This window comes from Pseudoxanthomonas sp. SE1, from assembly GCF_029542205.1.
Taxonomy (GTDB): domain Bacteria; phylum Pseudomonadota; class Gammaproteobacteria; order Xanthomonadales; family Xanthomonadaceae; genus Pseudoxanthomonas_A.
In genome coordinates this window covers 3,118,741-3,144,718 of the sequence record NZ_CP113783.1, presented here as the reverse complement: position 1 = coordinate 3,144,718, position 25,978 = coordinate 3,118,741, and the positions used below count along the sequence as shown (strand labels likewise).

Sequence of the window (25,978 nt, the reverse complement as noted above, 5' to 3'; positions counted from 1 at the left end):
GCCGTCTAAGGGAAGGTTGTAGCTGTATCGATACGCCAGTAGCTCAATTGGCAGAGCAGCGGTCTCCAAAACCGCAGGTTGGGGGTTCGAGTCCCTCCTGGCGTGCCACTTCCTTCCTCGCGGAGTCCGGGTCTACCGTGCTCCCCTCGAGCTAAAGAGCGACAACTGACTTGAACAGCAAGGTCGAACAATCCAAAGCCGGCACGCCCGCAGCCGACATCGCCAAGTACGTCCTGGCGCTTGCGCTGGTCGTCGGTGGCCTAGTCGCGTGGTGGTGGTTCAATGGCCAGTGGGCCACGCCGCTGCGTTCGCTGGCGGTGGTCGCGGGGCTGGTGCTGGGTGCGCTGGTGTTCCTGCAGACGGGCAAGGGCCGTGATACGCGCGAATTCCTGTCCGAGTCGCGGTTCGAGCTGCGCAAGGTTGTGTGGCCGACCCGGGAAGAGGCGACCCGCACGACGTGGGTGGTGATCATCGTGGTGATCGTGCTCAGTCTGATCCTGGCCGGTTTCGACTTCGCCATCCAGGCGTTGATCGAATGGTTCCTGAATTTTGGCCGTTGAGGAGAGTCGCTCAGTGAAGCGCTGGTATGTCGTCCATGCTTATTCTGGCTTCGAGAAGTCGGTAGCCCAGGCCCTGCGCGACCGCATCGTCCGCGATGGCATGCAGGAGAAGTTCGGCGACGTGCTGGTCCCGACCGAAGAAGTCGTGGAAATGCGCTCCGGCCAGAAGCGCCGTTCCGAGCGCAAGTTCTTCCCCGGTTATGTGCTGGTCCAGATCGAAACCCATGACGAGGGCGGCATCCCGCGCATGGACAACGAAAGCTGGCACCTGGTGAAGGACACGTCCAAGGTGCTTGGCTTCATTGGTGGCACCGCCGATCGCCCGCTGCCGATCCGTGACGAAGAGGCGGCTGCCATTCTCGACCGCGTCCAGGAAGGCGTCGAGAAGCCCCGGCCCAAGGTGCTGTTCGAGCCCGGTGAGATGGTCCGCGTCACCGATGGTCCGTTCAACGACTTCAATGGCGTGGTCGAGGAAGTCAATTACGAGAAGAGCCGCCTGCGCGTGGCGGTGCTGATCTTCGGCCGCTCCACCCCGGTGGAGCTGGAATTCGGGCAGGTCGAGAAGGCCTGACCCCGCAGGTCCGGCGCGTTCAGCCGGGCCCGTGAAACCCTGATATACTGCGCGGCTCCCTGACGGCGACGCCGGGCAGGAACCATGGCCGCCTTCGGGCGGCCATTGGTGCGTTCAAGAAAACGCGATGCCGGGACGCGTGATTTTCCCGGTCCGATGGGGAGCCTGACACCAGGCGCTAGCACCCGGAGAGTACTCACATGGCAAAGAAAGTTGTCGGTTACATCAAGCTGCAGGTGAAGGCCGGTCAGGCCAACCCCTCGCCGCCGGTCGGTCCTGCGCTGGGTCAGCGCGGCCTGAACATCATGGAATTCTGCAAGGCCTTCAACGCCGCCACGCAGAAGCTGGAGCCGGGCCTGCCGATTCCGGTGGTCATCACGGCCTATTCCGACCGTACCTTCACCTTCATCACGAAGACGCCGCCGGCGTCGATCCTGCTGAAGAAGGCCGTCGGCATCACGTCCGGCTCCAAGCGCCCGAACACCGAGAAGGTGGGCAAGGTCACCCGCAAGCAGCTCGAGGACATCGCCAAGGCGAAGGAACCCGACCTGACCGCGGCCGACCTGGACGCAGCGGTGCGTACGATCGCGGGCTCCGCCCGCTCCATGGGCCTGACGGTAGAGGGTTAAGAGATGGCACAGAACAAGCGACAGAAGGCCATCCTGGCCGCCGTGACGCCCGGCAAGGCGTACGCCATTGACGAGGCCCTGAAGATCGTCAAGACCGCCACCAAGGCGAAGTTCGTCGAGTCCGTCGACGTTGCCGTGCGCCTGGGCGTGGATGCCAAGAAGTCCGACCAGCAGGTGCGCGGTTCCACCGTGCTGCCCGCCGGTACCGGCAAGTCGGTCCGCGTGGCGGTGTTCGCCCCGGCCGGCGCCAAGGCTGACGAAGCCGCCGCTGCCGGCGCCGAAGCCGTCGGCATGGACGATCTGGCCGAGAAGATGCTGGCTGGCGACATCAACTACGACGTGGTCATCGCCACGCCGGACGCGATGCGCGTGGTCGGCAAGCTGGGTACGGTCCTGGGCCCGCGCGGCCTGATGCCGAACCCGAAGGTCGGCACCGTGTCGCCGAACCCGGCCGAGGCGGTGAAGAACGCCAAGTCGGGCCAGGTGCGCTACCGCACCGACAAGGCCGGCATCATCCACTGCACCATCGGCAAGGCCAGCTTCGACGACGAAGCGCTGAAGTCGAACCTGCAGGCGCTGCTGATCGACCTGGTGAAGGCCAAGCCGGCCACCTCCAAGGGCCAGTACCTGCAGAAAATCTCGGTCAGCTCGACCATGGGCCCCGGCGTGACCGTGGACCAGTCCTCGCTGTCCCTGAAGTAATCGCATCATCCCTGCTCCGCGACGCGGGGCAGGGCGCAACGAATTTTGAGGGCAGTCGCCCAGGCCGGATAACGGTGCAAGCGACAGCCGTCAAAGACCGCAGGTGCGCTCAGCGCGCTACGACGACGGGCACGGAAGCTCGTGTTGGCAAGGAATCGCCGTCGTGGCCAGCGGGACCGCTTAATCCATTCCCCCGGGAATGCGCCTGCGTAGATGGTGCCGCCTTCTGGAAGTTTTCTGGAGCACGACCGCAAGGTCGCCAGTCAGACAGGCCACCGCCGGGACCTCTGCGTCCCCGGCATCCAGGATGGATGCCGTCCAGGACCGCGAGCGGCAGGAGCCGCGAGCGGAGTCAATAAGTGAGGAGTGTATGGCTCTCAATCTGTCCCAGAAGCAAGAAGTAGTCGCCGAACTGGCAGACGTCGCCGCCAAGGCGCACTCCCTGGTCGCCGCCGAATACGCAGGCACCACGGTCAGTCAGATGACCGCGATGCGCAAGAAGGCCCGCGAAACCGGCGTGTACTTGAAAGTTGTCAAGAACACGCTGGCCGTGCGTGCCGTGGCCGGTACCGAGTTCGAGGTTGTCCAGGACAAGCTCGTCGGTCCGCTGCTGTATGCGTTTTCGACCGAGGAGCCCGGCGCCGCCGGTCGCCTGATCAAGGAATTCGCCAAGGGTAACGACAAGCTGCAGCCGAAGGTCGTCTCCGTGGGTGGCCAGCTGTATCCGGCCAGCCATGTGGAAGTCCTGGCATCGCTGCCGACCCGCGATCAGGCGCTGGCCATGCTGGCCCGCGTGCTGGCCGAGCCCGCCGCGATGTTCGCCCGTGCCGTCAAGGCCGTGGCCGACAAGCAGGGTGGTGGCGAAGCGCCGGCGGAAGCCGTTGCCGAAGCCCCGGCTGAAGCCTGAGTTCGACGTCTTTACGGTTCTACGAACCCTAATCCCAGATAATTTCCAAAGGTAAACACAATGTCCCTTTCCAACGAACAGATCGTCGACGCCATTGCCGGCAAGACCCTGATGGAAGTGATGGAGCTGGTCAAGGCCATCGAAGAGAAGTTCGGCGTCTCCGCCGCCGCCCCGGTCGCCGCCGCTGCCGGTCCGGCCGCCGCTGCCGCCCCGGTCGAAGAGCAGACCGAGTTCACTATCGTCCTGAAGGACGCCGGTGCCAAGAAGGTCGACGTCATCAAGGCTGTCCGCGCCATCACCGGCCTGGGCCTGAAGGAAGCCAAGGACCTCACCGAGGCCGGCGGCGTGCTGAAGGAAGGCGTGTCGAAGGAAGATGCCGAGAAGTTCAAGAAGGACCTCGAAGCCGCTGGTGCGAGCGTCGAAGTCAAGTAAGCCGTATCCGTCGCCGGTTCACCCAGGCGACAACCCGAGGCCGGGGGCGAAAGCCCCTGGCCTTCGGTCGTTTCAAGACGTAGCGATGTAAACGCGAGTTTGTAGTTGGAAGTAGCGGCAGAAGGCGTGCTGGTGCCGGCAATACCAGCGACTTCCAACTGAAAATTCCCCCGTTCGAAAGAATGTCCCCCGTGTGGTCGCGGACGCGCGCCCCACGCTGCCAAAGGCACAGTCACATGACGACATATTCGTTCACCGAAAAGAAGCGCATCCGCAAGGATTTCGGCAAGCAGCGGTCGATCCTCGAGGTCCCGTTCCTGCTCGCCATCCAGGTCGACTCCTACCGCGAGTTCCTGCAGGAGCACACCGATGCCGCCAAGCGCGAAGACCGTGGCCTGCATGCCGCGCTGAAGTCGGTCTTCCCGATCGCCAGCTACAGCGGCAACGCCGCGCTGGAATATGTCGGCTACAAGCTCGGCGAGCCGGTGTTCGACGAGCGCGAGTGCCGCAACCGCGGCCTGAGCTACGGCGCACCGCTGCGCGTCACCGTCCGCCTGGTGATCTACGACCGCGAGTCGTCCACCAAGGCCATCAAGTACGTGAAGGAGCAGGAGGTCTATCTGGGCGAAATCCCGCTCATGACCGACAACGGCACCTTCATCGTCAACGGCACCGAGCGCGTCATCGTCTCCCAGCTGCACCGCTCGCCGGGCGTGTTCTTCGACCACGACCGTGGCAAGACCCACAGCTCGGGCAAGCTGCTGTACAGCGCCCGCATCATTCCTTACCGCGGCTCCTGGCTGGACTTCGAGTTCGACCCGAAGGACGCGCTGTTCACGCGCATCGACCGTCGCCGCAAGCTGCCGGTCTCGATCCTGCTGCGCGCGCTGGGCTACTCCAACGAGGAGATGCTCAACGAGTTCTTCGACGTCAACACGTTCCACATCCTGCCGGAAGGCGTGCAACTGGAACTGGTCGCCGAGCGCCTGCGCGGCGAAACGCTGAACTTCGACCTGGCCGATGGCGACAAGGTCATCGTGGAAGCCGGCAAGCGCATCACCGCGCGCCACGTGAAGCAGCTGGAACAGTCCGGCATCGCCGCCCTGGCCGTGCCGGATGAATACCTGGTCGGCCGCATCCTCTCGCACGACGTGATCGACGCCAACACCGGCGAGCTGCTGGCTTCCGCCAACGATGAGATCACCGACGACCAGCTGGCCAAGTTCCGCAAGGCCGGCGTGGACGCCGTGGGTACGTTGTGGGTCAACGATCTGGACCGCGGCCCGTACCTGTCCAACACCCTGCGCATCGATCCGACCAAGACGCAGCTGGAAGCGCTGGTCGAGATCTACCGCATGATGCGTCCCGGCGAACCGCCGACCAAGGATGCCGCGCAGAACCTGTTCCACAACCTGTTCTTCACCTTCGAGCGCTACGACCTGTCGAACGTCGGTCGCATGAAGTTCAACCGTCGCGTGGGCCGCAAGGAAACCACCGGCGAAGCCGTGTTGTACGACAAGAAGTACTTCGGCGCGCGCAACGATGAAGAAGCCAAGCGCCTGGTCGCCAGCCTCGGCGAGACCTCGGACATCCTGGATGTCATCAAGGTCCTGACCGAGATCCGCAACGGCCGCGGCACCGTCGATGACATCGACCACCTGGGCAACCGCCGCGTGCGTTCGGTCGGCGAAATGGCCGAGAACGTCTTCCGCGTGGGCCTGGTTCGCGTCGAGCGCGCCGTGAAGGAGCGCCTGTCGATGGCCGAGTCCGAAGGCCTGACGCCGCAGGAACTGATCAACGCCAAGCCGGTGGCCGCCGCGATCAAGGAGTTCTTCGGCTCCTCGCAGCTGTCGCAGTTCATGGACCAGAACAACCCGCTGTCGGAAGTCACGCACAAGCGTCGCGTTTCGGCCCTGGGCCCGGGCGGCCTGACCCGCGAGCGCGCCGGCTTCGAAGTCCGCGACGTGCACCCGACCCATTACGGCCGCGTCTGCACCATCGAGACGCCGGAAGGCCCGAACATCGGCCTGATCAACTCGCTGGCCGTGTACGCCCGCACCAACGGTTATGGCTTCCTCGAGACGCCGTACCGCAAGGTCGTGGACGGGATGATCACCGACGAGATCGAGTACCTGTCGGCGATCGAGGAAAACGAGTACGTCATCGCGCAGGCCAACGCGCTGCATGACGCCAAGAGCCGCCTGACCGAGCAGTTCGTGCCGTGCCGTTACCAGGGCGAATCGCTGCTGAAGCCGCCGAGCGAAGTGGACTACATGGACGTCTCGCCGATGCAGACCGTGTCGGTCGCTGCGGCGCTGGTGCCGTTCCTGGAGCACGACGACGCCAACCGCGCACTGATGGGCGCCAACATGCAGCGCCAGGCCGTGCCCACGCTGCGTGCGCAGAAGCCGCTGGTCGGCACCGGCATCGAGCGCGCCGTGGCGCGCGACTCGGGCGTGACCGTGAACGCCCGCCGTGGCGGCGTGGTCGAGCAGATCGACGCCGGCCGCATCGTGGTCAAGGTCAACGAAGTCGAAATCTCCGGCGAAACCGATGCCGGCGTCGACATCTATTCGCTGATCAAGTACACGCGCTCCAACCAGAACACCTGCATCAACCAGCGTCCGCTGGTGAACGTGGGCGACGTGGTCGCGCGCGGCGACGTGCTGGCCGACGGTCCCTCGACCGACATCGGTGAGCTGGCGCTGGGCCAGAACATGCTGATCGCGTTCATGCCGTGGAACGGCTACAACTTCGAAGACTCCATCCTGCTCTCCGAGCGCGTGGTGGAAGAGGATCGCTACACCACGATCCACATCGAAGAGCTGACCTGCGTCGCGCGCGACACCAAGCTGGGACCGGAGGAAATCTCCGCGGACATCCCGAACGTCTCCGAGCAGGCGCTGAACCGCCTGGACGAGAGCGGCGTGGTGTACATCGGTGCGGAGGTGCGCGCCGGCGACATCATGGTGGGCAAGGTGACGCCGAAGGGCGAGAGCCAGCTGACCCCGGAAGAGAAGCTGCTGCGCGCGATCTTCGGCGAGAAGGCGTCCGATGTGAAGGACAGCTCGCTGCGCGTGCCCCCGGGCATGGACGGCACCGTCATCGACGTGCAGGTCTTCACCCGCGACGGCATCGAGAAGGACAAGCGCGCGCGCCAGATCGAGGAAAACGAGATCAAGCGCGTCAAGAAGGACTTCGATGACCAGTTCCGCATCCTGGAAGGCGCCATCTACGCCCGCCTGCGCTCGCAGCTGGTCGGCAAGGTCGCCAACGGCGGTCCGGGCACGCTGAAGAAGGGTGATGCGATCACCGATGCCTACCTCGACGGTCTGAAGAAGTCCGAGTGGTTCACCCTGCGCATGAAGGACGATGACGCGTCCGACGCCATCGAACGCGCCCAGATGCAGATCCAGGCGCACGAGAAGGAGTTCGAGCGTCGCTTCGCCGACAAGCGCGGCAAGATCACCGCCGGCGACGACCTCGCTCCGGGCGTGCTGAAGATGGTCAAGGTGTACCTGGCCGTGAAGCGCCGCATCCAGCCGGGCGACAAGATGGCCGGCCGCCACGGCAACAAGGGTGTGGTGTCGACGATCGTGCCTGTCGAGGACATGCCCTACATGGCCACCGGCGAGACCGTGGACATCGTGCTGAACCCGCTGGGCGTGCCGTCGCGCATGAACATCGGCCAGGTGCTGGAAGTGCACCTGGGCTGGGCCGCCAAGGGGCTGGGTCGCAAGATCCAGAACATGCTGGAAGCCCAGGCCAAGGTCGCCGACCTGCGCAAGTTCCTGACCCAGATCTACAACCACGACCAGAAGCTGGGCGAGGACCGCGTGGACCTGGACCAGTTCAGCGACAAGGAACTGATCGCGCTGGCGCAGAACCTGACCGACGGCGTGCCGATGGCCACCCCGGTGTTCGACGGCGCGGCGGAAACCGAGATCAAGCACATGCTCGAACTCGCGGACCTGCCGATCAGCGGCCAGACCCAGCTGTACGACGGCCGCACCGGCGAGGCGTTCGACCGCCACACCACGGTCGGCTACATGCACATGCTGAAGCTGAACCACCTGGTGGACGACAAGATGCACGCGCGCTCCACCGGTCCGTACTCGCTCGTCACCCAGCAGCCGCTGGGCGGCAAGGCGCAGTTCGGTGGCCAGCGCTTCGGTGAAATGGAAGTCTGGGCGCTGGAAGCCTACGGCGCGGCGCACACCCTGCAGGAAATGCTGACGGTCAAGTCGGACGACGTGCAGGGCCGCAACCAGATGTACAAGAACATCGTCGATGGTGCCCACGAGATGGTCGCGGGCATGCCGGAATCCTTCAACGTGCTGGTGAAGGAAATCCGCTCGCTCGCCATCAACATGGAACTGGAAGACTGATCGCAACGGCGCGGCGGCCCTCAGCGGCCCCGCGCCTTCCGGATACGGTCAACCCGCCCTCGACAAAGATTCCTCCTGACGGAGAAACAAAATGAAAGACCTGCTCAACCTCTTCAACCAGCAGCGCCAGACGCTGGACTTCGACGCGATCAAGATCGCGCTGGCCTCGCCGGACCTGATCCGTTCGTGGTCCTTCGGCGAAGTGAAGAAGCCGGAAACCATCAACTACCGCACCTTCAAGCCGGAACGCGACGGCCTGTTCTGCTCGGCCATCTTCGGCCCGATCAAGGACTACGAGTGCCTGTGCGGCAAGTACAAGCGCATGAAGCACCGCGGCGTGGTCTGCGAGAAGTGCGGCACCGAAGTGACGCTGGCCAAGGTGCGCCGCGAGCGCATGGGCCACATCGACCTGGCCAGCCCGGTCGCGCACATCTGGTTCCTGAAGTCGCTGCCCTCGCGCATCGGCCTGATGCTGGACATGACACTGCGCGACATCGAGCGCGTGCTGTACTTCGAAGCCTACGTGGTCACCGAGCCGGGCCTGACCTCGCTCGAGCGCCGCCAGCTGCTGACCGAAGAGCAGTTCATGCAGGCGCGCCAGGAACACGGCGACGACTTCGACGCCGCCATGGGCGCCGAGGCCGTTTACGACCTGCTGCGTACGATCGATCTGCAGGCCGAGATGGTGAACCTGCGCGAGGAAATCGCCAGCACCGGTTCGGAGACCAAGCTCAAGCGCCTCACCAAGCGCATCAAGCTGATGGAAGCGTTCCTGGAATCGGGCAACCGTCCGGAATGGATGGTCATGACCGTGCTGCCGGTGCTGCCGCCGGACCTGCGTCCGCTGGTGCCGCTTGACGGTGGCCGCTTCGCGACCTCCGACCTGAACGATCTGTATCGCCGCGTCATCAACCGCAACAACCGCCTGCGCCGCCTGCTGGAGTTGAATGCTCCCGACATCATCGTGCGCAACGAAAAGCGCATGCTGCAGGAATCGGTTGATGCCCTGATGGACAACGGCCGTCGCGGCCGCGCCATCACCGGCACCAACAAGCGCCCGCTCAAGTCGTTGGCCGACATGATCAAGGGCAAGCAGGGCCGCTTCCGCCAGAACCTGCTGGGCAAGCGCGTCGACTACTCCGGCCGTTCGGTCATCGTGGTCGGCCCGACCCTGCGCCTGCACGAGTGCGGCCTGCCGAAGAAGATGGCGCTGGAGCTGTTCAAGCCGTTCGTGTTCGCCAAGCTGCAGCGTCGTGGCCTGGCCACCACCATCAAGGCCGCCAAGAAGCTGGTCGAGCGCGAAGAAGCCGACGTCTGGGACATCCTGGAAGAGGTCATCCGCGAGCACCCGGTGCTGCTGAACCGTGCACCGACGCTGCACCGCCTGGGCATCCAGGCGTTCGAGCCGGTGCTGATCGAAGGCAAGGCCATCCAGCTGCACCCGCTGGTCTGCACGGCGTTCAACGCCGACTTCGACGGTGACCAGATGGCCGTGCACGTCCCGCTGAGCCTCGAAGCCCAGCTGGAAGCACGCGCGCTGATGATGTCGTCCAACAACATCCTGTCGCCCGCCAACGGCGAGCCGATCATCGTGCCGTCGCAGGACGTCGTGCTCGGTCTGTACTACATGACCCGCGCGCTGGAGAACAAGAAGGGCGAGGGCATGGCGTTCGCCAACATCGCCGAGGTCAAGCGCGCCTACGACAACCGTGCCGTCGAGCTGCATGCGAAGGTCAAGGTCCGCATCAGCGGCACCGTGATCGACGAGGAAGGTGGCCGCAGCAAGCAGACCAGTATCGTGGACACCACGATCGGTCGCGCCCTGCTGGCCGAGATCCTGCCGGAAGGCCTGCCGTTCGCCCTGGTCAACACCGAGTTGAACAAGAAGGCCATCAGCCGCCTGATCAACTCCAGCTACCGCATGCTGGGCCTGAAGGACACGGTCGTGTTCGCCGACAAGCTGATGTACACCGGCTTCGCGTACGCCACGCGCGCCGGCGTCTCCATCGGCATCGACGACATGCTGATCCCGGCCGAGAAGAAGGGCATCCTGGGCGAAGCCGAACAGGAAGTGCTGGAAATCCAGGAGCAGTACCAGAGCGGCCTGGTCACCGCGGGTGAGCGCTACAACAAGGTGGTCGACATCTGGTCGCGCACCAACGAGCGCATCGCCAAGGCGATGATGGAAACCATCGGTACCGACAAGGTGCAGAACGCCAAGGGCGAGACCATCAACGAGAAGTCGATGAACTCGCTGTACATCATGGCCGACTCCGGTGCCCGCGGCAGCCAGGCGCAGATCCGCCAGCTGGCCGGCATGCGCGGCCTGATGGCCCGCCCCGATGGTTCGATCATTGAGACGCCCATCAAGGCGAACTTCCGCGAAGGCCTGAACGTGCAGGAGTACTTCAACTCCACCCACGGTGCCCGAAAGGGTCTGGCCGATACCGCGCTGAAGACGGCGAACTCCGGTTACCTGACCCGCCGCCTGGTCGACGTGGCGCAGGACGTGGTGATCACCGAGGTCGACTGCGGTACGTCGGAAGGCCTGATGATGACCCCGATCGTGGAAGGCGGCGACGTGGTCGAACCGCTGCGTGACCGCGTGCTGGGCCGCATCGTGGCCGAGGACGTGTTCCTGCCGGGCAACGACGAGGATCCGATCGTCACCCGCAACACGCTGCTGGACGAAGCCTGGGTGCAGAAGCTGGAAGACGCCGGTGTGCAGGCGCTGAAGGTGCGCTCCACCATCACCTGCGAATCCGATTTCGGCGTCTGCGCGCACTGCTACGGTCGCGACCTGGCCCGTGGCCACATCGTCAACATCGGCGAAGCGGTTGGCGTCATCGCCGCCCAGTCGATCGGCGAGCCCGGCACCCAGCTGACCATGCGTACGTTCCACATCGGTGGTGCGGCATCGCGTGCGGCGGCGGTCGACAACATCACCGTCAAGACCACCGGCTCGATCAAGTTCAACAACCTCAAGTTCGTCGAACACGCCAACGGCAGCCTGGTCGCGGTGTCGCGTTCGGGTGAACTGTCGGTGCTCGACGGCCACGGTCGCGAGCGCGAGCGCTACAAGCTGCCCTATGGCGCCACCATCAACGTCAAGGACGGCGACCAGATCACCGCCGGCCAGGCCGTGGCGAACTGGGATCCGCATAACCACCCGATCGTGTCGGAAGTGGCCGGCTTCGTGCGCTTCGTCGACTTCGTGGATGGCGTCACCGTCATCGAGAAGACCGACGACCTGACGGGCCTGGCCTCGCGCGAGATCACCGATCCGAAGCGTCGCGGTTCGCAGGGCAAGGACCTGCGCCCGATCGTCCGCATCGTGGACAAGGACGGCAAGGACCTGAGCATCCCGGGTACCGACCTGCCGGCGCAGTACCTGCTGCCGCCGCGCTCGATCGTCAACCTGCAGGACGGCGCGCCCGTCGGCGTGGGCGACGTGGTCACCAAGGTGCCGCAGGAAGCGTCCAAGACCCGCGACATCACCGGCGGTCTGCCGCGAGTCGCCGACCTGTTCGAAGCCCGCAAGCCGAAGGATCCGGCGATCCTGGCCGAGCGCTCCGGCATCATCAGCTTCGGCAAGGACACCAAGGGCAAGCAGCGCCTGATCATCAAGGACACCGATGGTTCGGAGCACGAAGAGCTGATTCCGAAGTTCCGCCAGATCATCGTGTTCGAAGGCGAGCACGTGGCCAAGGGCGAAACCATCGTCGACGGCGAGCCGAGCCCGCAGGACATCCTGCGCCTGCTGGGCGTCGAGCCGCTGGCGGCCTACCTGGTCAAGGAGATCCAGGACGTCTACCGCCTGCAGGGCGTGAAGATCAACGACAAGCACATCGAGGTCATCACGCGCCAGATGCTGCGCAAGGTGGAGATCACCGACGCCGGCAACAGCAAGTTCCTGGCCGGCGAGCAGGTCGAGAAGCAACGCTTTATCGAAGAGAACGCCAAGCTGTTGGCCCGTAACGAGCTGCCTGCGAAGTACGACCCGGTGCTGCTGGGCATCACCAAGGCCTCGCTGGCGACCGAGTCGTTCATCTCGGCGGCCTCCTTCCAGGAGACCACGCGCGTGTTGACCGAAGCGGCCGTCCGCGGCACCCGTGACACCCTGCGCGGACTGAAGGAAAACGTCATCGTCGGCCGCCTCATCCCGGCGGGTACCGGCCTGGCGTACCACAACCAGCGCCGTCGCAATGCTTCGGGCCTGACCGAGGCGGAAGTGAATGCCCTGTCGGGCGGCAGCGCCGAGGCCGCTCCGGCGACCGCGGCCGCCGCCATCGACGAAGCCGGCGAGGAGTCCAGCGCCAGCTAAACCGTACTACCTGACGGCCTCCGGGCCGTCCCAGACCACGAAAAGAGGCGCAGGAAGCGCCTCGTTTTCGGCCCAGGATGGGCGGGATCGCAGTCAGTTGGCAGGCACCCACCTCCGTCGCGTTGACGGTCGGGCGGGATGCCGGCTATACTTTTCCGTCTAGGTGGGCCGTCTTGCGGCCTGCCTTCGTTTTCATGTCAAACAAGGCTCCGGCCTTCACACGAAGAACCCACTATGGCAACCGTCAATCAGCTGGTCCGCAAGCCGCGGCAGGCCCCCACGTACAAGAGCCAGTCGCCCGCGCTGGACAACTGCCCGCAGCGTCGCGGCGTGTGCACCCGCGTCTACACGACCACCCCGAAGAAGCCCAACTCGGCCCTTCGCAAGGTCGCTAAGGTGCGCCTGACCAACCAGGAAGAAATCATCAGCTACATCGGCGGTGAAGGCCACAACCTGCAGGAGCACTCCGTGGTGCTCGTGCGCGGCGGTCGCGTGAAGGATCTGCCGGGCGTGCGCTATCACACCGTGCGCGGTTCGCTCGACGCCTCGGGCGTCGCCAAGCGCCGCCAGGGCCGTTCCAAGTACGGCGCCAAGCGTCCCAAGGCCTAAGGAAAAAGAATCATGTCGCGTAAAGGCTCTGCCCCCCAACGTGAAGTCCTGCCGGATCCCAAGCACGGCAGCCAGACGATCGCCCGCTTCATCAACATGGTGATGCTGAGCGGCAAGAAGTCCGTCGCCGAGAAGATCGTCTACGGTGCGATGGATGTCATCGGCGAGAAGAACCCCAATGCCCTCGAACTGGTCGAGAAGGCGCTGGACAATGTGTCCCCGGCGGTCGAAGTGAAGTCGCGTCGCGTCGGTGGCGCCACCTACCAGGTGCCGGTCGAAGTGCGTTCCTCGCGTCGCATGGCGCTGGCGATGCGCTGGCTGATCGAATCCGCCCGCAAGCGCGGCGAGAACTCCATGCCGCGCAAGCTGGCTGCCGAGCTGCTGGATGCCTCCGAGAACCGCGGCGGCGCCATCAAGAAGCGTGAAGAGACCCACCGCATGGCGGAAGCGAACAAGGCGTTCGCGCACTACCGCTGGTAACGGCCTCCGGGCCCTTGCGAACAAGGGCCTTTGGCACCATGTAGGTGCCCTTGGAGCGCACTCCAGCGCTCCTCCCCGAAGGCCGCCGAAAGGCGGCATTCGGCCATCTGAAGATCCGCCCTCCACGGAAGGCCCAGGCATCCCGCCGGCCCTCCATCAGAAAAGAGAGACTGTCGTGGCTCGCACCACTCCCATCGAGCGTTACCGCAATTTCGGCATCATGGCGCACATCGACGCCGGCAAGACCACCACGTCCGAGCGCATCCTGTTCTACACCGGCGTCAGCCACAAGATCGGTGAAGTGCACGATGGTGCCGCGACCATGGACTGGATGGAGCAGGAGCAGGAGCGCGGCATCACCATCACGTCCGCCGCCACCACGGCGTTCTGGACCGGCATGGACAAGTCCCTGCCGCAGCACCGCTTCAACATCATCGATACCCCCGGCCACGTCGACTTCACCATCGAAGTCGAGCGTTCGCTGCGCGTGCTCGATGGCGCGGTGTTCGTGCTGTGCGCCGTCGGTGGCGTGCAGCCGCAGTCCGAGACCGTGTGGCGCCAGGCCAACAAGTACGCCGTGCCGCGCCTCGCGTTTGTCAACAAGATGGACCGTACCGGTGCCGACTTCGCCAAGGTCGTCGACCAGTTGAAGTCGCGCCTGGGTGCCTATCCGGTGCCGATGCAGGTGCCGGTCGGCGCCGAGGACGGCTTCGAGGGCGTCATCGACCTGCTGAAGATGAAGTACATCCACTGGGATGTGGCTTCCCAGGGCACCAAGTTCGAGTACCGCGACATCCCCGCCGAGTTGGCCGACAAGGCCGCGACGGATCGTGCCTTCATGGTGGAGGCTGCGGCCGAAGCCAGCGAAGCGCTGATGGACAAGTACCTCAACGAAGGCGATCTCTCCGAGGCCGAAATCATCGCGGGCCTGCGCGAGCGCACGCTGAAGGTGGAAGTGATCCCGGTCTACTGCGGCTCCGCGTTCAAGAACAAGGGCGTGCAGGCCATGCTGGACGGCGTGATCCAGCTGCTGCCGTCGCCGACGGATCGTCCGCCGGTGCAGGGCATCGACGAGAACGAGAAGGAAGACACCCGCAAGGCGGGTGACAACGAGCCGTTCTCCGCGCTTGCCTTCAAGATCATGACCGACCCGTTCGTCGGCTCGCTGACGTTCTTCCGCGTCTACTCGGGCGTGCTGAATTCCGGCGACGCGGTGTACAACCCGGTCAAGTCGAAGAAGGAACGCGTGGGCCGCATCCTGCAGATGCACTCCAACCAGCGTGACGAAATCAAGGAAGTGCGCGCTGGCGACATCGCCGCCGCCGTGGGCCTGAAGGACGTCACCACCGGTGACACGCTGTGCTCGCTCGACCACATCATCACCCTGGAGCGCATGGTGTTCCCGGAGCCCGTCATCTCGATGGCCGTGGAGCCGAAGACCAAGTCCGACCAGGAGAAGATGGGCTTGGCCCTGGGTCGCCTGGCGCAGGAAGATCCCTCTTTCCGCGTCAAGACCGACGAGGAATCCGGCCAGACGATCATCTCGGGCATGGGCGAGTTGCACCTGGAAATCCTCGTGGACCGCATGAAGCGCGAGTTCAACGTGGAAGCCAACGTCGGCAAGCCGCAGGTGGCCTACCGCGAGACCATCCGCAAGGCGGTCAAGCAGGAAGGCAAGTTCGTGCGCCAGTCGGGCGGTCGCGGCCAGTACGGCCACATCGTCATCGAGATGTCGCCGGTCGAGCGTGGTGTCGGCTTCTCGTACGAAAGCGCCATCGTCGGTGGCGTGGTGCCGAAGGAATACGTCGCTGCAGCAGGCAAGGGCATCGAGGACGCATTGAAGAGCGGTCCGCTGGCCGGCTTCCCGGTCGTCGACATCGCCATCAAGGCGGTCGACGGTTCGTTCCATGACGTCGACTCGAACGAAATGGCGTTCAAGGTCGCCGGCTCGATGGCCTTCAAGGAAGCTTTCAGCAAGGCCCAGCCGGTCCTGCTGGAGCCGATGATGAAGGTCGAGATCGTCACCCCGGAGGACTACCTGGGCGACGTGATGGGCGACGTGAGCCGTCGTCGCGGCATCCTGCAGGGTCAGGACGACAGTCCGTCCGGCAAGGTGATCGCCGCGATGGTGCCGCTGGGCGAAATGTTCGGCTACGCCACCACGCTGCGTTCGATGTCGCAGGGTCGCGCCACGTTCTCGATGGAGTTCGACCACTACGCGGAAGCGCCAGCCAACATCGCCGACGCGGTCGTCAAGAAGAACTAAGAGTTGGGGCAGGGCATCGCGACTGCGATGTCCTGCATTCCCGTCACGAATCACGCATAACAAGGTAGAAGACAATGGCAAAGGGTAAGTTCGAACGCACCAAGCCCCACGTGAACGTGGGCACGATTGGTCACGTTGACCACGGCAAGACGACGCTGACGGCGGCGCTGACGAAGATCGGCGCGGAGCGTTTCGGTGGCGAGTTCAAGGCCTATGACGCGATCGACGCAGCGCCGGAAGAGAAGGCGCGCGGCATCACGATCTCCACGGCCCACGTGGAATACGAATCCGCCTCGCGCCATTACGCGCACGTGGATTGCCCGGGCCACGCCGACTACGTGAAGAACATGATCACCGGTGCCGCCCAGATGGACGGTGCGATCCTGGTGTGCTCGGCCGCCGACGGCCCGATGCCGCAGACCCGCGAGCACATCCTGCTCTCGCGCCAGGTCGGTGTGCCGTACATCGTCGTGTTCCTGAACAAGGCCGACATGGTGGACGACGCCGAGCTGCTGGAGCTGGTGGAGATGGAAGTTCGCGAGTTGCTGAGCAAGTACGAGTTCCCGGGCGATGACACCCCGATCATCTCGGGCTCGGCCCGCCTGGCGCTGGAAGGCGACCAGAGCGAGATCGGCGTGCCGGCGATCCTGAAGCTGGTCGATGCGCTGGACACCTGGATCCCGACCCCGGAGCGCGACGTCGACAAGCCGTTCCTGATGCCGGTGGAAGACGTGTTCTCGATCTCGGGTCGCGGCACCGTGGTGACCGGCCGTATCGAGCGCGGCGTGATCAAGGTGGGCGAGGAAATCGAGATCGTCGGTATCCGTCCGACCCAGAAGACCACGGTCACGGGCGTGGAAATGTTCCGCAAGCTGCTGGACCAGGGCCAGGCGGGCGACAACGCCGGTCTGCTGCTGCGCGGCACCAAGCGTGACGACGTGGAGCGTGGCCAGGTGCTGGCCAAGCCGGGTTCGATCACCCCGCACACCGAGTTCGAAGCCGAAGTCTATGTGTTGAGCAAGGACGAAGGCGGCCGTCACACCCCGTTCTTCAAGGGTTACCGTCCGCAGTTCTACTTCCGCACGACCGACATCACGGGTGCCGTGACCCTGCCGGAAGGCGTGGAAATGGTCATGCCAGGCGACAACATCAAGATGGTGGTGACGCTGATCAACCCGGTGGCGATGGACGAAGGCCTGCGTTTCGCGATCCGCGAAGGCGGCCGTACCGTCGGCGCCGGCGTGGTGGCCAAGATCATCAAGTGACGTGACGGCGCGTCCGCGCCCAAGGCGCGGACGCCTATGCCGGAACGTCATCCCCGCGGTTTTCAACAGCCGAATGGCTGGTCAAGCGGGGATCCAGCGTCCGGCAGGCTGCAAACGGGCGGACCGGAACCCCGGTCCGCCTCTTTTTTGCAGAAATCCCGCGTTTTATGCGATGGGATGCTGCAAAACAGCAAAACCTGCGTTATGATGCGCGCCCCCTGATAGCCGCTTGGCTTGACGGGAATCGCATGATCCGCCAGCGCCCCCTGGGAGGCCGCTGGTTCTACCGCGAAAAGAGGTGCAGGAAGCGCCTCGTGTTCGCCAGACACGGAGTGTCGCGTGCCTTCCTGCGGACCTTGGGGTCGGGCAGGGTGTCCCGGTGGTTGACGGGGTTTGTCACGCGTCCTATACTTTCATGTCTGGGCGGGCCGGTTTACCGGCCTGCCTAGTTTTTCAGGAAGAATCCCCAGCCGATTCCGGCGCTGCCCGTCCGTGGAGTCCACGCGGCCGGTGGGGAGCTGGAACAGCTTGGACTATTCGGGGCAAGGCATCCCAGAGGCCGCGCCCGTCGCTCTTTAACGAAGGAAATTTCCGTCATGGCGGACCAAAAGATCCGAATCCGGCTCAAGGCGTACGATCATCGTCTGATCGACCGCTCGGCCAGCGAGATCGTCGAGACAGCCAAGCGGACCGGCGCGCAAGTGCGCGGCCCGATCCCGCTGCCGACCAAGATCGAGCGCTACACCATCCTGGTTTCCCCGCACGTCGACAAGGACGCGCGTGACCAGTACGAAACCCGCACGCACAAGCGCGTGCTCGACATCGTCGACCCGAACGACAAGACCGTGGACGCGCTGATGAAGCTCGAACTGGCGGCTGGCGTCGACGTCCAGATCAAGCTGACCTGAGGCCAACGACCATGACCGCGAAGAAATATTCGTTGGGTCTCGTCGGCCGCAAGGCTGGCATGACCCGGGTGTTCACCGAGGACGGCAAGTCCATTCCGGTGACGCTGATCGAAGCTACCCCGAACCGCATCACCCAGATCAAGACTCCGGAAGCCGATGGCTACAGCGCCGTGCAGGTTGCCGTGGGTACCCGTCGCGCCTCGCTGATCACCAAGCCGGTCGCCGGTCACCTGGCCAAGGCCAAGGTCGAAGCCGGTCGTGGCCTGTGGGAGCTGCGTGTTGAGGCCGACAAGCTGGGCGACTTCACCGTCGGCGGCGAGATCAAGGCCGACATCTTCGAAGTCGGCCAGATCGTCGACGTCCAGGGCGTCACCAAGGGCAAGGGCTTCCAGGGCACCATCAAGCGCTGGAACTTCCGCATGGGCGACGCCACCCACGGTAACTCGCTGTCGCATCGCGCGCCGGGTTCGCTGGGTCAGCGCCAGACGCCGGGTCGCGTGTTCCCGGGCAAGAAGATGTCCGGTCACATGGGTGCCGTGCAGCAGAGCACGCAGAACCTGGAAGTCGTCCGCGTGGACGCCGAGCGCGGCCTGATCGCCGTTCGCGGCGCCGTGCCGGGTGCGCCGGGTGGTGACGTGATCGTGCGTCCGGCAAGCAAGGGTTGAGGAGAACGACCATGGAACTAGCCATTACAGGTAGCGCCAACAAGCTGTCGGTCTCCGACGACGTGTTCGGCCGCGAATTCAGCGAAGATCTGGTCCATCAGGTCGTCGTTGCCTACCGCAACGCCGGTCGTGCCGGCACCAAGGCGCAGAAGACGCGCGCCGAAGTCAACGGCACCACCAAGAAGTCCAAGAAGCAGAAGGGTGGCGGTGCCCGTCACGGCGCCCTGACCGCGCCGATCTTCGTCGGCGGCGGCGTGACCTTCGCGGCCAAGCCGCGCAGTTTCGCGCAGAAGGTCAACCGCAAGATGTACCGTGCGGCCATCAGCTCGATCCTGTCCGAGCTGAACCGCCAGAACCGCCTGAAGGTCGTGGAATCGTTCGACGTGGACGCCACCAAGACCAGCGCCCTGATCGAGAAGCTGAAGGGCCTGGACCTCGGTCGCCGCCCGCTGATCGTCACCGAAGAGGCTTCCGAGCATCTGTACCTGTCCGCCCGCAACCTTCCCTACGTGGAAGTGCGCGACGTGCAGGGTCTGGATCCGGCGGCGCTGGTCGGTGCCGACTCCGTGCTGATCACGGCCGACGCCGTCAAGAAGATCGAGGAGTGGCTGGCATGATCAGCAACGAAAAGATTTTTGCCGTGCTGCGTGCTCCGCGCGTCTCCGAAAAGACCGTGCGCCTGCAGGAACTCTCCAACCAATACGTCTTCGAAGTCTCGAACGATGCCACCAAGGCCGATGTCAAGGCCGCGGTCGAGCAGCTGTTCGACGTCAAGGTCGAGACGGTCAACGTGGTCAACGTGAAGGGCAAGAACAAGTCCTTCCGTAACCGCGCCGGCCGTCGCGGCGACTGGCGCAAGGCGTACGTGCGTCTGGCCGATGGCCAAGCCATCGACGTGTCGGCCAAGGCCTGAGGTAGACCCACATGCCATTGATGAAATTCAAACCCACCTCTCCCGGTCGCCGCTCGGCGGTCCGCGTGGTGACGCCTGACCTGCACAAGGGTGCCCCGCATGCTGCGCTGCTCGAGAAGCAGAGCAAGTCCGGCGGTCGCAACCACCACGGTCGCATCACCACCCGTCACATCGGTGGTGGCCACAAGCAGCATTACCGCCTCATCGACTTCAAGCGCGACAAGGAAGGCATCCCGGCGCGCGTGGAGCGGATCGAATACGATCCCAACCGCACCGCGCACATCGCGCTGCTGTGCTACGTCGATGGCGAGCGTCGCTACATCATCGCCCCCAAGGGCCTGAAGGCCGGTGACCAGGTCATCGCCGGCAGCGATGCGCCGATCAAGGCCGGCAACACGCTGCCGCTGCGCAACATCCCGGTCGGTACGACGGTCCACGGCATCGAGCTGAAGCCCGGCAAGGGCGCGCAGATCGCCCGTGCCGCCGGTGCCGCCGTGCAGCTGGTCGCCCGTGAGCAGGGCTTTGCCACGCTGCGCCTCCGCTCCGGCGAAATGCGCAAGGTGCAGGTCGAGTGCCGCGCCACGGTGGGCGAAGTCGGCAACGACGAGCACAGCCTGGAGAAGCTCGGCAAGGCCGGTGCCAAGCGCTGGCGCGGTATCAAGCCGACCGTCCGCGGTGCGGCCATGAACCCGGTCGATCACCCGCACGGCGGTGGTGAAGCCAAGGCCGGCCAGGGCAACCCGCATCCGGTCACCCCGTGGGGTGTGCCGACCAAGGGTTACAAGACGCGCAAGAACAAGCGCACGCAGCAATTCATCGTCCGCGATCGTAGGGGCTAATCGACCATGGCACGTTCACTCAAGAAGGGCCCGTTCGTCGATCACCACCTCATCAAGAAGGTGGAGGCCGCGGGCGGCAGCAAGAAGCCGATCAAGACCTGGTCGCGCCGTTCGATGATCCTGCCGGAAATGGTGGGTTTCACGATCGCCATCCACAACGGCAAGAACCACGTTCCCGTGCTGGTCAACGAGAACATGGTCGGCCACAAGCTCGGCGAGTTTGCCGTCACCCGGACCTTCAAGGGTCACGGTGGCGACAAGAAAGCCGGCGGCAAGAAGTAAGGGAGATGACCATGGAAGCGAAAGCCATCCTGCGCACCGCGCGCATCTCCCCCCAGAAAGCCCGCCTGGTCGCCGACCAAGTGCGTGGCCTGCCGGCCGAGCGCGCCGTCAACCTGCTGAAGTTCTCGGACAAGAAGGCTGCCCACCTGATCAAGAAGGTCGTGGAGTCCGCCATCGCCAACGCCGAGAACAACCAGGGCGCCGACGTCGACGAGTTGAAGGTCAAGACCATCATGGTCGACGAAGGTCCGATGCTGAAGCGTTTCATGGCCCGTGCCAAGGGCCGTGGTACCCGCATTCTGAAGCGCACCAGCCACATCACCGTGGTCGTGGGCGAGGGTAAATAAACATGGGTCACAAAGTTCATCCGACCGGTATCCGCCTGGGCATCGCCAAGGACTGGAATTCCAAGTGGTTCGCCAACAAGCGCGACTACGCCGAGTACCTGGCCGCGGACCTCAAGGTGCGCGAAATGCTTCGCAAGAAGCTGGCGCAGGCGGGTATTTCCAAGATCCTGATCGAGCGTCCGGCCAAGACGGCCCGCGTGACCATCCACACCGCCCGTCCGGGCGTGGTGATCGGCAAGCGCGGTGAGGACATCGAGAAGCTGCGCAAGGAAGTGAGCGACCTGATGGGCGTCCCGGCGCACATCAACGTCACCGAGGTGCGCAAGCCCGAGCTGGACGCGCAGTTGGTGTCCGAGTCGATCGCACAGCAGTTGGAACGCCGCATCATGTTCCGCCGCGCCATGAAGCGCGCCGTCGGCAACGCGATGCGCCTGGGTGCCCTGGGCATCAAGGTCAACGTGGCAGGCCGCTTGAACGGTGCGGAAATCGCCCGTTCGGAGTGGTACCGCGAAGGCCGTGTGCCGCTGCACACGCTGCGTGCCGACATCGATTACGGTTTTGCCGAGGCGAAGACCACCTACGGCATCATCGGCATCAAGGTGTGGGTCTACAAGGGCGAAATCTTCGATTTCAGCCAGGTGGGTCAGGAGAAGCAGGACGACGCGCGCCCCGAGCGCAGCGAACGTCCGTCGCGCCCGGCTCGTGACCGCGACGCGAGGTAATCAGTCATGTTGCAACCCAAGCGAACCAAATACCGCAAGATGCACAAGGGCCGTAACGAAGGCCTGAGCTGGAGCGGCAATCTCGTCAGTTTCGGCGAGTACGGCCTGAAGGCCACGGCGCACGGTCAGCTGACCGCGCGCCAGATCGAAGCAGCGCGTCGTTCCATCAGCCGTTACGTGAAGCGTGGCGGCAAGATGTGGATCCGTGTGTTCCCCGACAAGCCGATCACCAAGAAGCCCATCGAAGTCCGCATGGGTTCCGGTAAGGGTAACGTCGAGTACTGGGTCGCCCAGATCCAGCCGGGCCGCATGATCTATGAAATCGAAGGCGTCAGCGAGGACATCGCACGCGAGGCGTTCCGCCTTGCTGCAGCCAAGCTGTCGGTCACTACCACTTTCGTGACCCGGACGGTGCGCTAATGGAACTCAAGCAACTCCGCGAGAAGTCGGCTGACGAACTGAAGGCCCACCTGACCGAGCTGCGCAAGGAGCAATTCTCCCTGCGCATGCAGAAGGTGACCGGCCAGCTGCCGAAAACGCATGAAACCCGCCGGGTCCGCCGCGAGATCGCTCGCGTCAAGACTCTGCTGGGCAGCCAGAAGTAAGGAGCGACCAAGATGAGCGATAACAAAGACAAAGCGCAACGCACCATCGAAGGCCGCGTCGTCAGCAACAAGATGGACAAGACGGTCACCATCCTGGTGGAGCGTCAGGTCAAGCACGCCCTGTACGGCAAGTACATCAAGCGTTCCACCAAGCTGCACGCGCACGACGCGGACAACAGCTGCAAGGAAGGCGACGTGGTGCGCGTGACCGAGATCGCCCCGATGTCCAAGACCAAGAACTGGCGCGTGGTGGAAATCATCACCCGCGCGGCTGAATAAGAGGAGATCTGAATCATGATCCAGATGCAGAGCTACCTTGACGCGGCCGACAACTCCGGCGCCAAGGAACTGATGTGCATCAAGGTGCTGGGCGGCTCCAAGCGCCGTTACGCCGGCATCGGCGACATCATCAAGGTGACCGTCAAGGACGCCATTCCGCGCGGCAAGGTCAAGAAGGGCGAGGTTTACGATGCCGTGGTCGTGCGTACCCGCAAGGGCGTTCGCCGCCCCGACGGTTCGCTGATCCGCTTCGATGGCAACGCCGCCGTGCTGCTCAACAACAAGCAGGAGCCGATCGGTACCCGCATCTTCGGGCCTGTGACCCGCGAGCTGCGTTCCGAGAAGTTCATGAAGATCGTTTCGCTCGCGCCTGAAGTGCTCTGAGCGGAGGACATAGAAATGGCAAACCGTATCAAGAAGGGCGACCAGGTAGTCGTCACCGCCGGCAAGGACAAGGGCAAGAAGGGCGACGTGGTGCGCGTGGACGGTGACCGTGTGGTCGTCTCCAACGTCAACGTCGTCAAGCGCCATACCAAGCCGAACCCCCAGGCCGGCGTGGCTGGTGGCGTGGTCGAGCGCGAAGCCTCGATCCACATTTCCAATGTCGCGCTGTTCAACCCGGCGACGGGCAAGGGCGAGCGTATCGGTTTCAAGGTGCTGGAGGATGGACGCAAACTGCGTGTGTTCCGCTCCAGCGGTGAGGCGCTCGACGCCTGAGGAATGAGGACATGACCACCCGTCTCGAAAAAATCTACAAGGAAGAAGTGGCGCCGGCTCTGATGAAGAAGTTCGGCTACACCAATCCGATGGAAGTGCCGAAGATCACCAAGATCACCATTAACATGGGTGTGGGTGAAGCGGCGACCAACAAGAAGATCCTGGAAAACGCCGTGGCCGACCTGGCCAAGATCACCGGCCAGAAGCCGATCACGACCAAGTCCCGCGTCTCGGTGGCTTCGTTCAAGATCCGCGACGGCTGGCCGATCGGCTGCAAGGTGACCCTGCGCCGCGCCAAGATGTACGAGTTCCTGGATCGCCTGATCAGCATTTCGCTGCCGCGCGTCCGCGACTTCCGTGGCGTGTCCGGCCGTTCGTTCGACGGTCGCGGCAACTACAACATGGGTGTGAAGGAACAGATCATCTTCCCGGAAATCGACTTCGACGCCGTCGATGCGATCCGCGGCATGGATATCGCCATCACGACGACCGCCAAGAACGACGCCGAAGCCAAGGCGCTGCTCGAAGCGTTCAAGTTCCCGTTCCGCAACTGATTCGCTAGGAAAACGACATCATGGCAAAGACCTCGATGGTCAACCGCGACATCAAGCGGGAAAAGCTGGCCAAGCAGTACGCCGCCAAGCGCGATGCGCTGAAGAAGATCATCTCCAGCCAGAACGCTTCGTACGAAGAGAAGGCCGACGCGGTCGTCAAGCTGCAGAAGCTGCCGCGCGACTCCTCGCCGAGCCGCCAGCGCAACCGCTGCGAGCTGTCCGGTCGTTCGCGTGGCGTGTACCGCAAGTTCGGCCTGGGCCGCAACATGCTGCGCAAGGCCACCATGAACGGCGACGTGCCCGGCCTGCGCAAGGCCAGCTGGTAAGGACGCCAGGGGTGCCCGATCAGGGCTCCCCCGTGGTTTCAAGGACAAGTCCGGCACGCGCCGGACTTGTTGTTGTACAATGTTCGGCTCCCGCGACCCGGTCGGGGGAGGGCCGGGGAACCGGCTACCCGCCTGGGGGATTCCAGGGACAACACAAGATTTTCGCGAAAGCGGATATCGGTGCTACTCATAAGGCAGACTCTAATGAGCATGACTGATCCCATCGCCGACATGCTGGTGCGCATTCGCAATGCCGCCGCTGTTGGCAAGCCGACGGTGAAGATGCCGTCCTCCAAGATCAAGACCTCGATCGCCAACGTCCTCAAGGCGGAAGGCTATATCGGCGACGTCCGCGTGACGCCGACCGAGAACAACAAGGCCGAACTCGAGATCGTCCTGAAGTACTTCGAAGGCAAGCCGGTCATCGAGAAGCTGAGCCGCGTGTCCCGTTCGGGCCTGCGCCAGTACCGTGGCAAGGCTGAACTGCCCAAGGTCCTCGGTGGCCTCGGCGTCGCCATCATCTCCACTTCCAAGGGCATCATGACCGATGCGCAGGCCCGTGCGGCCGGCGTGGGTGGTGAAGTCCTGTGCTTCGTGGCCTAAGCGAAGGAGCCCAGACATGTCCCGCGTAGCCAAGAAGCCGATCAATCTCCCCAAGGGCGTCGAACTGAATGCCCAGGGTGAAACCCTCAACGTCAAGGGCCCGAAGGGCACCCTGTCCATCGCCAAGCCGGCCGGCGTCGAACTCAATGTCGACAACGGTACGGTGAACCTGTCGCCGGTCACCCCGGCCGACGACGCCATCACCGGCACCATCCGTGCGATCCTGGCCAACATGGTCAAGGGCGTGTCGGACGGTTTCGAGCGCAAGCTCGAGCTGGTCGGCGTGGGTTACCGCGCCGCGATGCAGGGCAAGGACCTGAATCTGTCACTGGGTTTCTCCCATCCGATCCTGTTCAAGACGCCGGAAGGCATCACCATCGCCACCCCGACCCAGACCGAAATCCTGGTGCAGGGCGCCGACAAGCAGCGCGTGGGTGAAGTCGCCGCCAAGATCCGCGGTTTCCGTCCGCCGGAGCCCTACAAGGGCAAGGGCGTGAAGTACTCCGACGAAACCATCATCCGCAAGGAAGCGAAGAAGGCCTAACCGGGCTTTCGGCTTCGAGGAACCAGATCATGAGCATCAAGAACACCGCCCGCCTGCGTCGCGCCAAGTCCACCCGCGCGCACATCCGCGAACTCGGCGTGCCGCGCCTGTCGGTGCTGCGCACCGGCCAGCACATCTACGCCCAGCTGTTCACCGCCGATGGCTCGAAGGTCATCGCGTCGGCCAACACGCTGCAGTCCGATGTCAAGGATGGCCTGAAGAACGGCAAGAACAGCGATGCCGCTGCCCGCGTGGGCAAGTTCATCGCCGAACGCGCCAAGGCCGAGGGCATCGAAAAGGTTGCGTTCGATCGTTCGGGCTACCGCTACCACGGCCGCATCAAGGCCCTGGCAGATGCGGCCCGCGAAGGCGGCCTGCAGTTCTAATCCTGAAAGGCATGGGGGCAGCCCCATGCCTTGACCTGCCGGCGCGGGCTGCGCCGGGCGCGGTCGCTCTTCTGCAGCGGCCGTTGCGTCACCGCTCCATACCACAACCATAAGCGGCCAAGCCGTACATACCCTATCAACCAAGGAATTCAAGC

General features: G+C 64.2%; 30 protein-coding genes and 1 tRNA gene. All 31 read left to right on the top strand.

The window, feature by feature from the left end:
• Nucleotides 1-32 precede the first annotated feature (32 nt).
• The 31 genes from OY559_RS14850 to rplR all read left to right on the top strand — a co-directional run bounded on the left by OY559_RS14850 (nt 33) and on the right by rplR (nt 25,823).
• A tRNA-Trp gene (locus OY559_RS14850) sits at nt 33-108 on the top strand.
• 62 nt (nt 109-170) lie between these two features.
• Entirely contained in the window at nt 171-560 is a 390-nt protein-coding gene (gene secE, locus OY559_RS14845) for a preprotein translocase subunit SecE (protein WP_277726991.1), read from the top strand.
• A gap of 13 nt (nt 561-573) precedes the next feature.
• Complete coding sequence (nusG, locus tag OY559_RS14840) at nt 574-1,131, top strand: transcription termination/antitermination protein NusG (RefSeq protein WP_142126302.1); 558 nt, start codon at nt 574-576, stop codon at nt 1,129-1,131.
• Between the two features lie 200 nt (nt 1,132-1,331).
• The gene (gene rplK, locus OY559_RS14835; protein WP_055945202.1) at nt 1,332-1,760 is read left to right on the top strand and encodes a 50S ribosomal protein L11; all 429 of its coding nucleotides are present in this window, start codon (nt 1,332-1,334) and stop codon (nt 1,758-1,760) included.
• Between the two features lie 3 nt (nt 1,761-1,763).
• Nucleotides 1,764-2,462, top strand: coding sequence for a 50S ribosomal protein L1 (gene rplA / locus OY559_RS14830; protein ID WP_142126301.1), 699 nt, complete (start codon nt 1,764-1,766; stop codon nt 2,460-2,462).
• Nucleotides 2,463-2,832: 370 nt separating this feature from the next.
• The gene (gene rplJ, locus OY559_RS14825) at nt 2,833-3,369 is read left to right on the top strand and encodes a 50S ribosomal protein L10 (RefSeq protein ID WP_192201795.1); all 537 of its coding nucleotides are present in this window, start codon (nt 2,833-2,835) and stop codon (nt 3,367-3,369) included.
• 60 nt (nt 3,370-3,429) lie between these two features.
• Nucleotides 3,430-3,801 (top strand): 50S ribosomal protein L7/L12, encoded by a 372-nt coding sequence (gene rplL / locus OY559_RS14820; protein ID WP_277726989.1) that lies wholly within the window; start codon nt 3,430-3,432, stop codon nt 3,799-3,801.
• Between the two features lie 236 nt (nt 3,802-4,037).
• Entirely contained in the window at nt 4,038-8,189 is a 4,152-nt protein-coding gene (gene rpoB / locus OY559_RS14815; RefSeq protein WP_277726987.1) for a DNA-directed RNA polymerase subunit beta, read from the top strand.
• Nucleotides 8,190-8,280: 91 nt separating this feature from the next.
• Complete coding sequence (gene rpoC / locus OY559_RS14810) at nt 8,281-12,513, top strand: DNA-directed RNA polymerase subunit beta' (protein WP_277726986.1); 4,233 nt, start codon at nt 8,281-8,283, stop codon at nt 12,511-12,513.
• A gap of 234 nt (nt 12,514-12,747) precedes the next feature.
• Nucleotides 12,748-13,122, top strand: coding sequence for a 30S ribosomal protein S12 (gene rpsL, locus OY559_RS14805; RefSeq protein ID WP_055945224.1), 375 nt, complete (start codon nt 12,748-12,750; stop codon nt 13,120-13,122).
• A 12-nt stretch (nt 13,123-13,134) separates the two neighbouring features.
• Nucleotides 13,135-13,602 carry a 30S ribosomal protein S7 gene (gene rpsG / locus OY559_RS14800; protein WP_192201789.1) on the top strand — a complete coding sequence of 156 codons (468 nt, stop codon included), beginning with the start codon at nt 13,135-13,137 and terminating at the stop codon, nt 13,600-13,602.
• A 175-nt stretch (nt 13,603-13,777) separates the two neighbouring features.
• Complete coding sequence (gene fusA, locus OY559_RS14795; RefSeq protein WP_192201787.1) at nt 13,778-15,868, top strand: elongation factor G; 2,091 nt, start codon at nt 13,778-13,780, stop codon at nt 15,866-15,868.
• Between the two features lie 74 nt (nt 15,869-15,942).
• Nucleotides 15,943-17,133, top strand: coding sequence for an elongation factor Tu (gene tuf, locus OY559_RS14790; protein ID WP_192272445.1), 1,191 nt, complete (start codon nt 15,943-15,945; stop codon nt 17,131-17,133).
• Between the two features lie 596 nt (nt 17,134-17,729).
• Nucleotides 17,730-18,041: a 30S ribosomal protein S10 gene (gene rpsJ / locus OY559_RS14785; RefSeq protein ID WP_027070119.1), complete on the top strand. Its 312-nt coding sequence runs from the start codon at nt 17,730-17,732 to the stop codon at nt 18,039-18,041.
• Between the two features lie 11 nt (nt 18,042-18,052).
• Nucleotides 18,053-18,706 (top strand): 50S ribosomal protein L3, encoded by a 654-nt coding sequence (gene rplC / locus OY559_RS14780; RefSeq protein WP_192310114.1) that lies wholly within the window; start codon nt 18,053-18,055, stop codon nt 18,704-18,706.
• Between the two features lie 11 nt (nt 18,707-18,717).
• Nucleotides 18,718-19,323 (top strand): 50S ribosomal protein L4, encoded by a 606-nt coding sequence (rplD, locus tag OY559_RS14775; RefSeq protein WP_142124597.1) that lies wholly within the window; start codon nt 18,718-18,720, stop codon nt 19,321-19,323.
• Nucleotides 19,320-19,619 (top strand): 50S ribosomal protein L23, encoded by a 300-nt coding sequence (gene rplW, locus OY559_RS14770; protein WP_055941273.1) that lies wholly within the window; start codon nt 19,320-19,322, stop codon nt 19,617-19,619. Before rplD ends, rplW begins: the two co-directional genes overlap by 4 nt.
• Nucleotides 19,620-19,630: 11 nt before the next feature.
• The gene (gene rplB, locus OY559_RS14765) at nt 19,631-20,458 is read left to right on the top strand and encodes a 50S ribosomal protein L2 (RefSeq protein WP_277726985.1); all 828 of its coding nucleotides are present in this window, start codon (nt 19,631-19,633) and stop codon (nt 20,456-20,458) included.
• A gap of 6 nt (nt 20,459-20,464) precedes the next feature.
• The gene (gene rpsS, locus OY559_RS14760; RefSeq protein ID WP_183638682.1) at nt 20,465-20,740 is read left to right on the top strand and encodes a 30S ribosomal protein S19; all 276 of its coding nucleotides are present in this window, start codon (nt 20,465-20,467) and stop codon (nt 20,738-20,740) included.
• A gap of 11 nt (nt 20,741-20,751) precedes the next feature.
• The gene (rplV, locus tag OY559_RS14755) at nt 20,752-21,087 is read left to right on the top strand and encodes a 50S ribosomal protein L22 (RefSeq protein WP_055943295.1); all 336 of its coding nucleotides are present in this window, start codon (nt 20,752-20,754) and stop codon (nt 21,085-21,087) included.
• Between the two features lie 2 nt (nt 21,088-21,089).
• Nucleotides 21,090-21,809: a 30S ribosomal protein S3 gene (gene rpsC / locus OY559_RS14750; RefSeq protein WP_142124596.1), complete on the top strand. Its 720-nt coding sequence runs from the start codon at nt 21,090-21,092 to the stop codon at nt 21,807-21,809.
• 6 nt (nt 21,810-21,815) lie between these two features.
• The gene (gene rplP / locus OY559_RS14745) at nt 21,816-22,229 is read left to right on the top strand and encodes a 50S ribosomal protein L16 (protein ID WP_055941282.1); all 414 of its coding nucleotides are present in this window, start codon (nt 21,816-21,818) and stop codon (nt 22,227-22,229) included.
• Nucleotides 22,229-22,414: a 50S ribosomal protein L29 gene (gene rpmC / locus OY559_RS14740; RefSeq protein WP_055941284.1), complete on the top strand. Its 186-nt coding sequence runs from the start codon at nt 22,229-22,231 to the stop codon at nt 22,412-22,414. The genes rplP and rpmC overlap by 1 nt, the downstream gene beginning before the upstream one ends.
• A gap of 12 nt (nt 22,415-22,426) precedes the next feature.
• Nucleotides 22,427-22,693 (top strand): 30S ribosomal protein S17, encoded by a 267-nt coding sequence (gene rpsQ, locus OY559_RS14735; RefSeq protein WP_055941286.1) that lies wholly within the window; start codon nt 22,427-22,429, stop codon nt 22,691-22,693.
• Nucleotides 22,694-22,708: 15 nt separating this feature from the next.
• Nucleotides 22,709-23,077: a 50S ribosomal protein L14 gene (gene rplN / locus OY559_RS14730; protein WP_013535986.1), complete on the top strand. Its 369-nt coding sequence runs from the start codon at nt 22,709-22,711 to the stop codon at nt 23,075-23,077.
• A gap of 15 nt (nt 23,078-23,092) precedes the next feature.
• Nucleotides 23,093-23,410: a 50S ribosomal protein L24 gene (gene rplX, locus OY559_RS14725; RefSeq protein ID WP_142124593.1), complete on the top strand. Its 318-nt coding sequence runs from the start codon at nt 23,093-23,095 to the stop codon at nt 23,408-23,410.
• A gap of 11 nt (nt 23,411-23,421) precedes the next feature.
• Nucleotides 23,422-23,964, top strand: a complete 543-nt coding sequence (rplE, locus tag OY559_RS14720) for a 50S ribosomal protein L5 (RefSeq protein WP_055941290.1) — start codon at nt 23,422-23,424, stop codon at nt 23,962-23,964.
• A 20-nt stretch (nt 23,965-23,984) separates the two neighbouring features.
• Nucleotides 23,985-24,290, top strand: a complete 306-nt coding sequence (rpsN, locus tag OY559_RS14715; RefSeq protein WP_062352415.1) for a 30S ribosomal protein S14 — start codon at nt 23,985-23,987, stop codon at nt 24,288-24,290.
• A 204-nt stretch (nt 24,291-24,494) separates the two neighbouring features.
• Nucleotides 24,495-24,893 (top strand): 30S ribosomal protein S8, encoded by a 399-nt coding sequence (gene rpsH / locus OY559_RS14710; RefSeq protein WP_055941294.1) that lies wholly within the window; start codon nt 24,495-24,497, stop codon nt 24,891-24,893.
• A gap of 16 nt (nt 24,894-24,909) precedes the next feature.
• Nucleotides 24,910-25,437 (top strand): 50S ribosomal protein L6, encoded by a 528-nt coding sequence (rplF, locus tag OY559_RS14705; protein ID WP_192201780.1) that lies wholly within the window; start codon nt 24,910-24,912, stop codon nt 25,435-25,437.
• 29 nt (nt 25,438-25,466) lie between these two features.
• Entirely contained in the window at nt 25,467-25,823 is a 357-nt protein-coding gene (gene rplR / locus OY559_RS14700) for a 50S ribosomal protein L18 (RefSeq protein ID WP_192201777.1), read from the top strand.
• Nucleotides 25,824-25,978 lie beyond the last annotated feature (155 nt).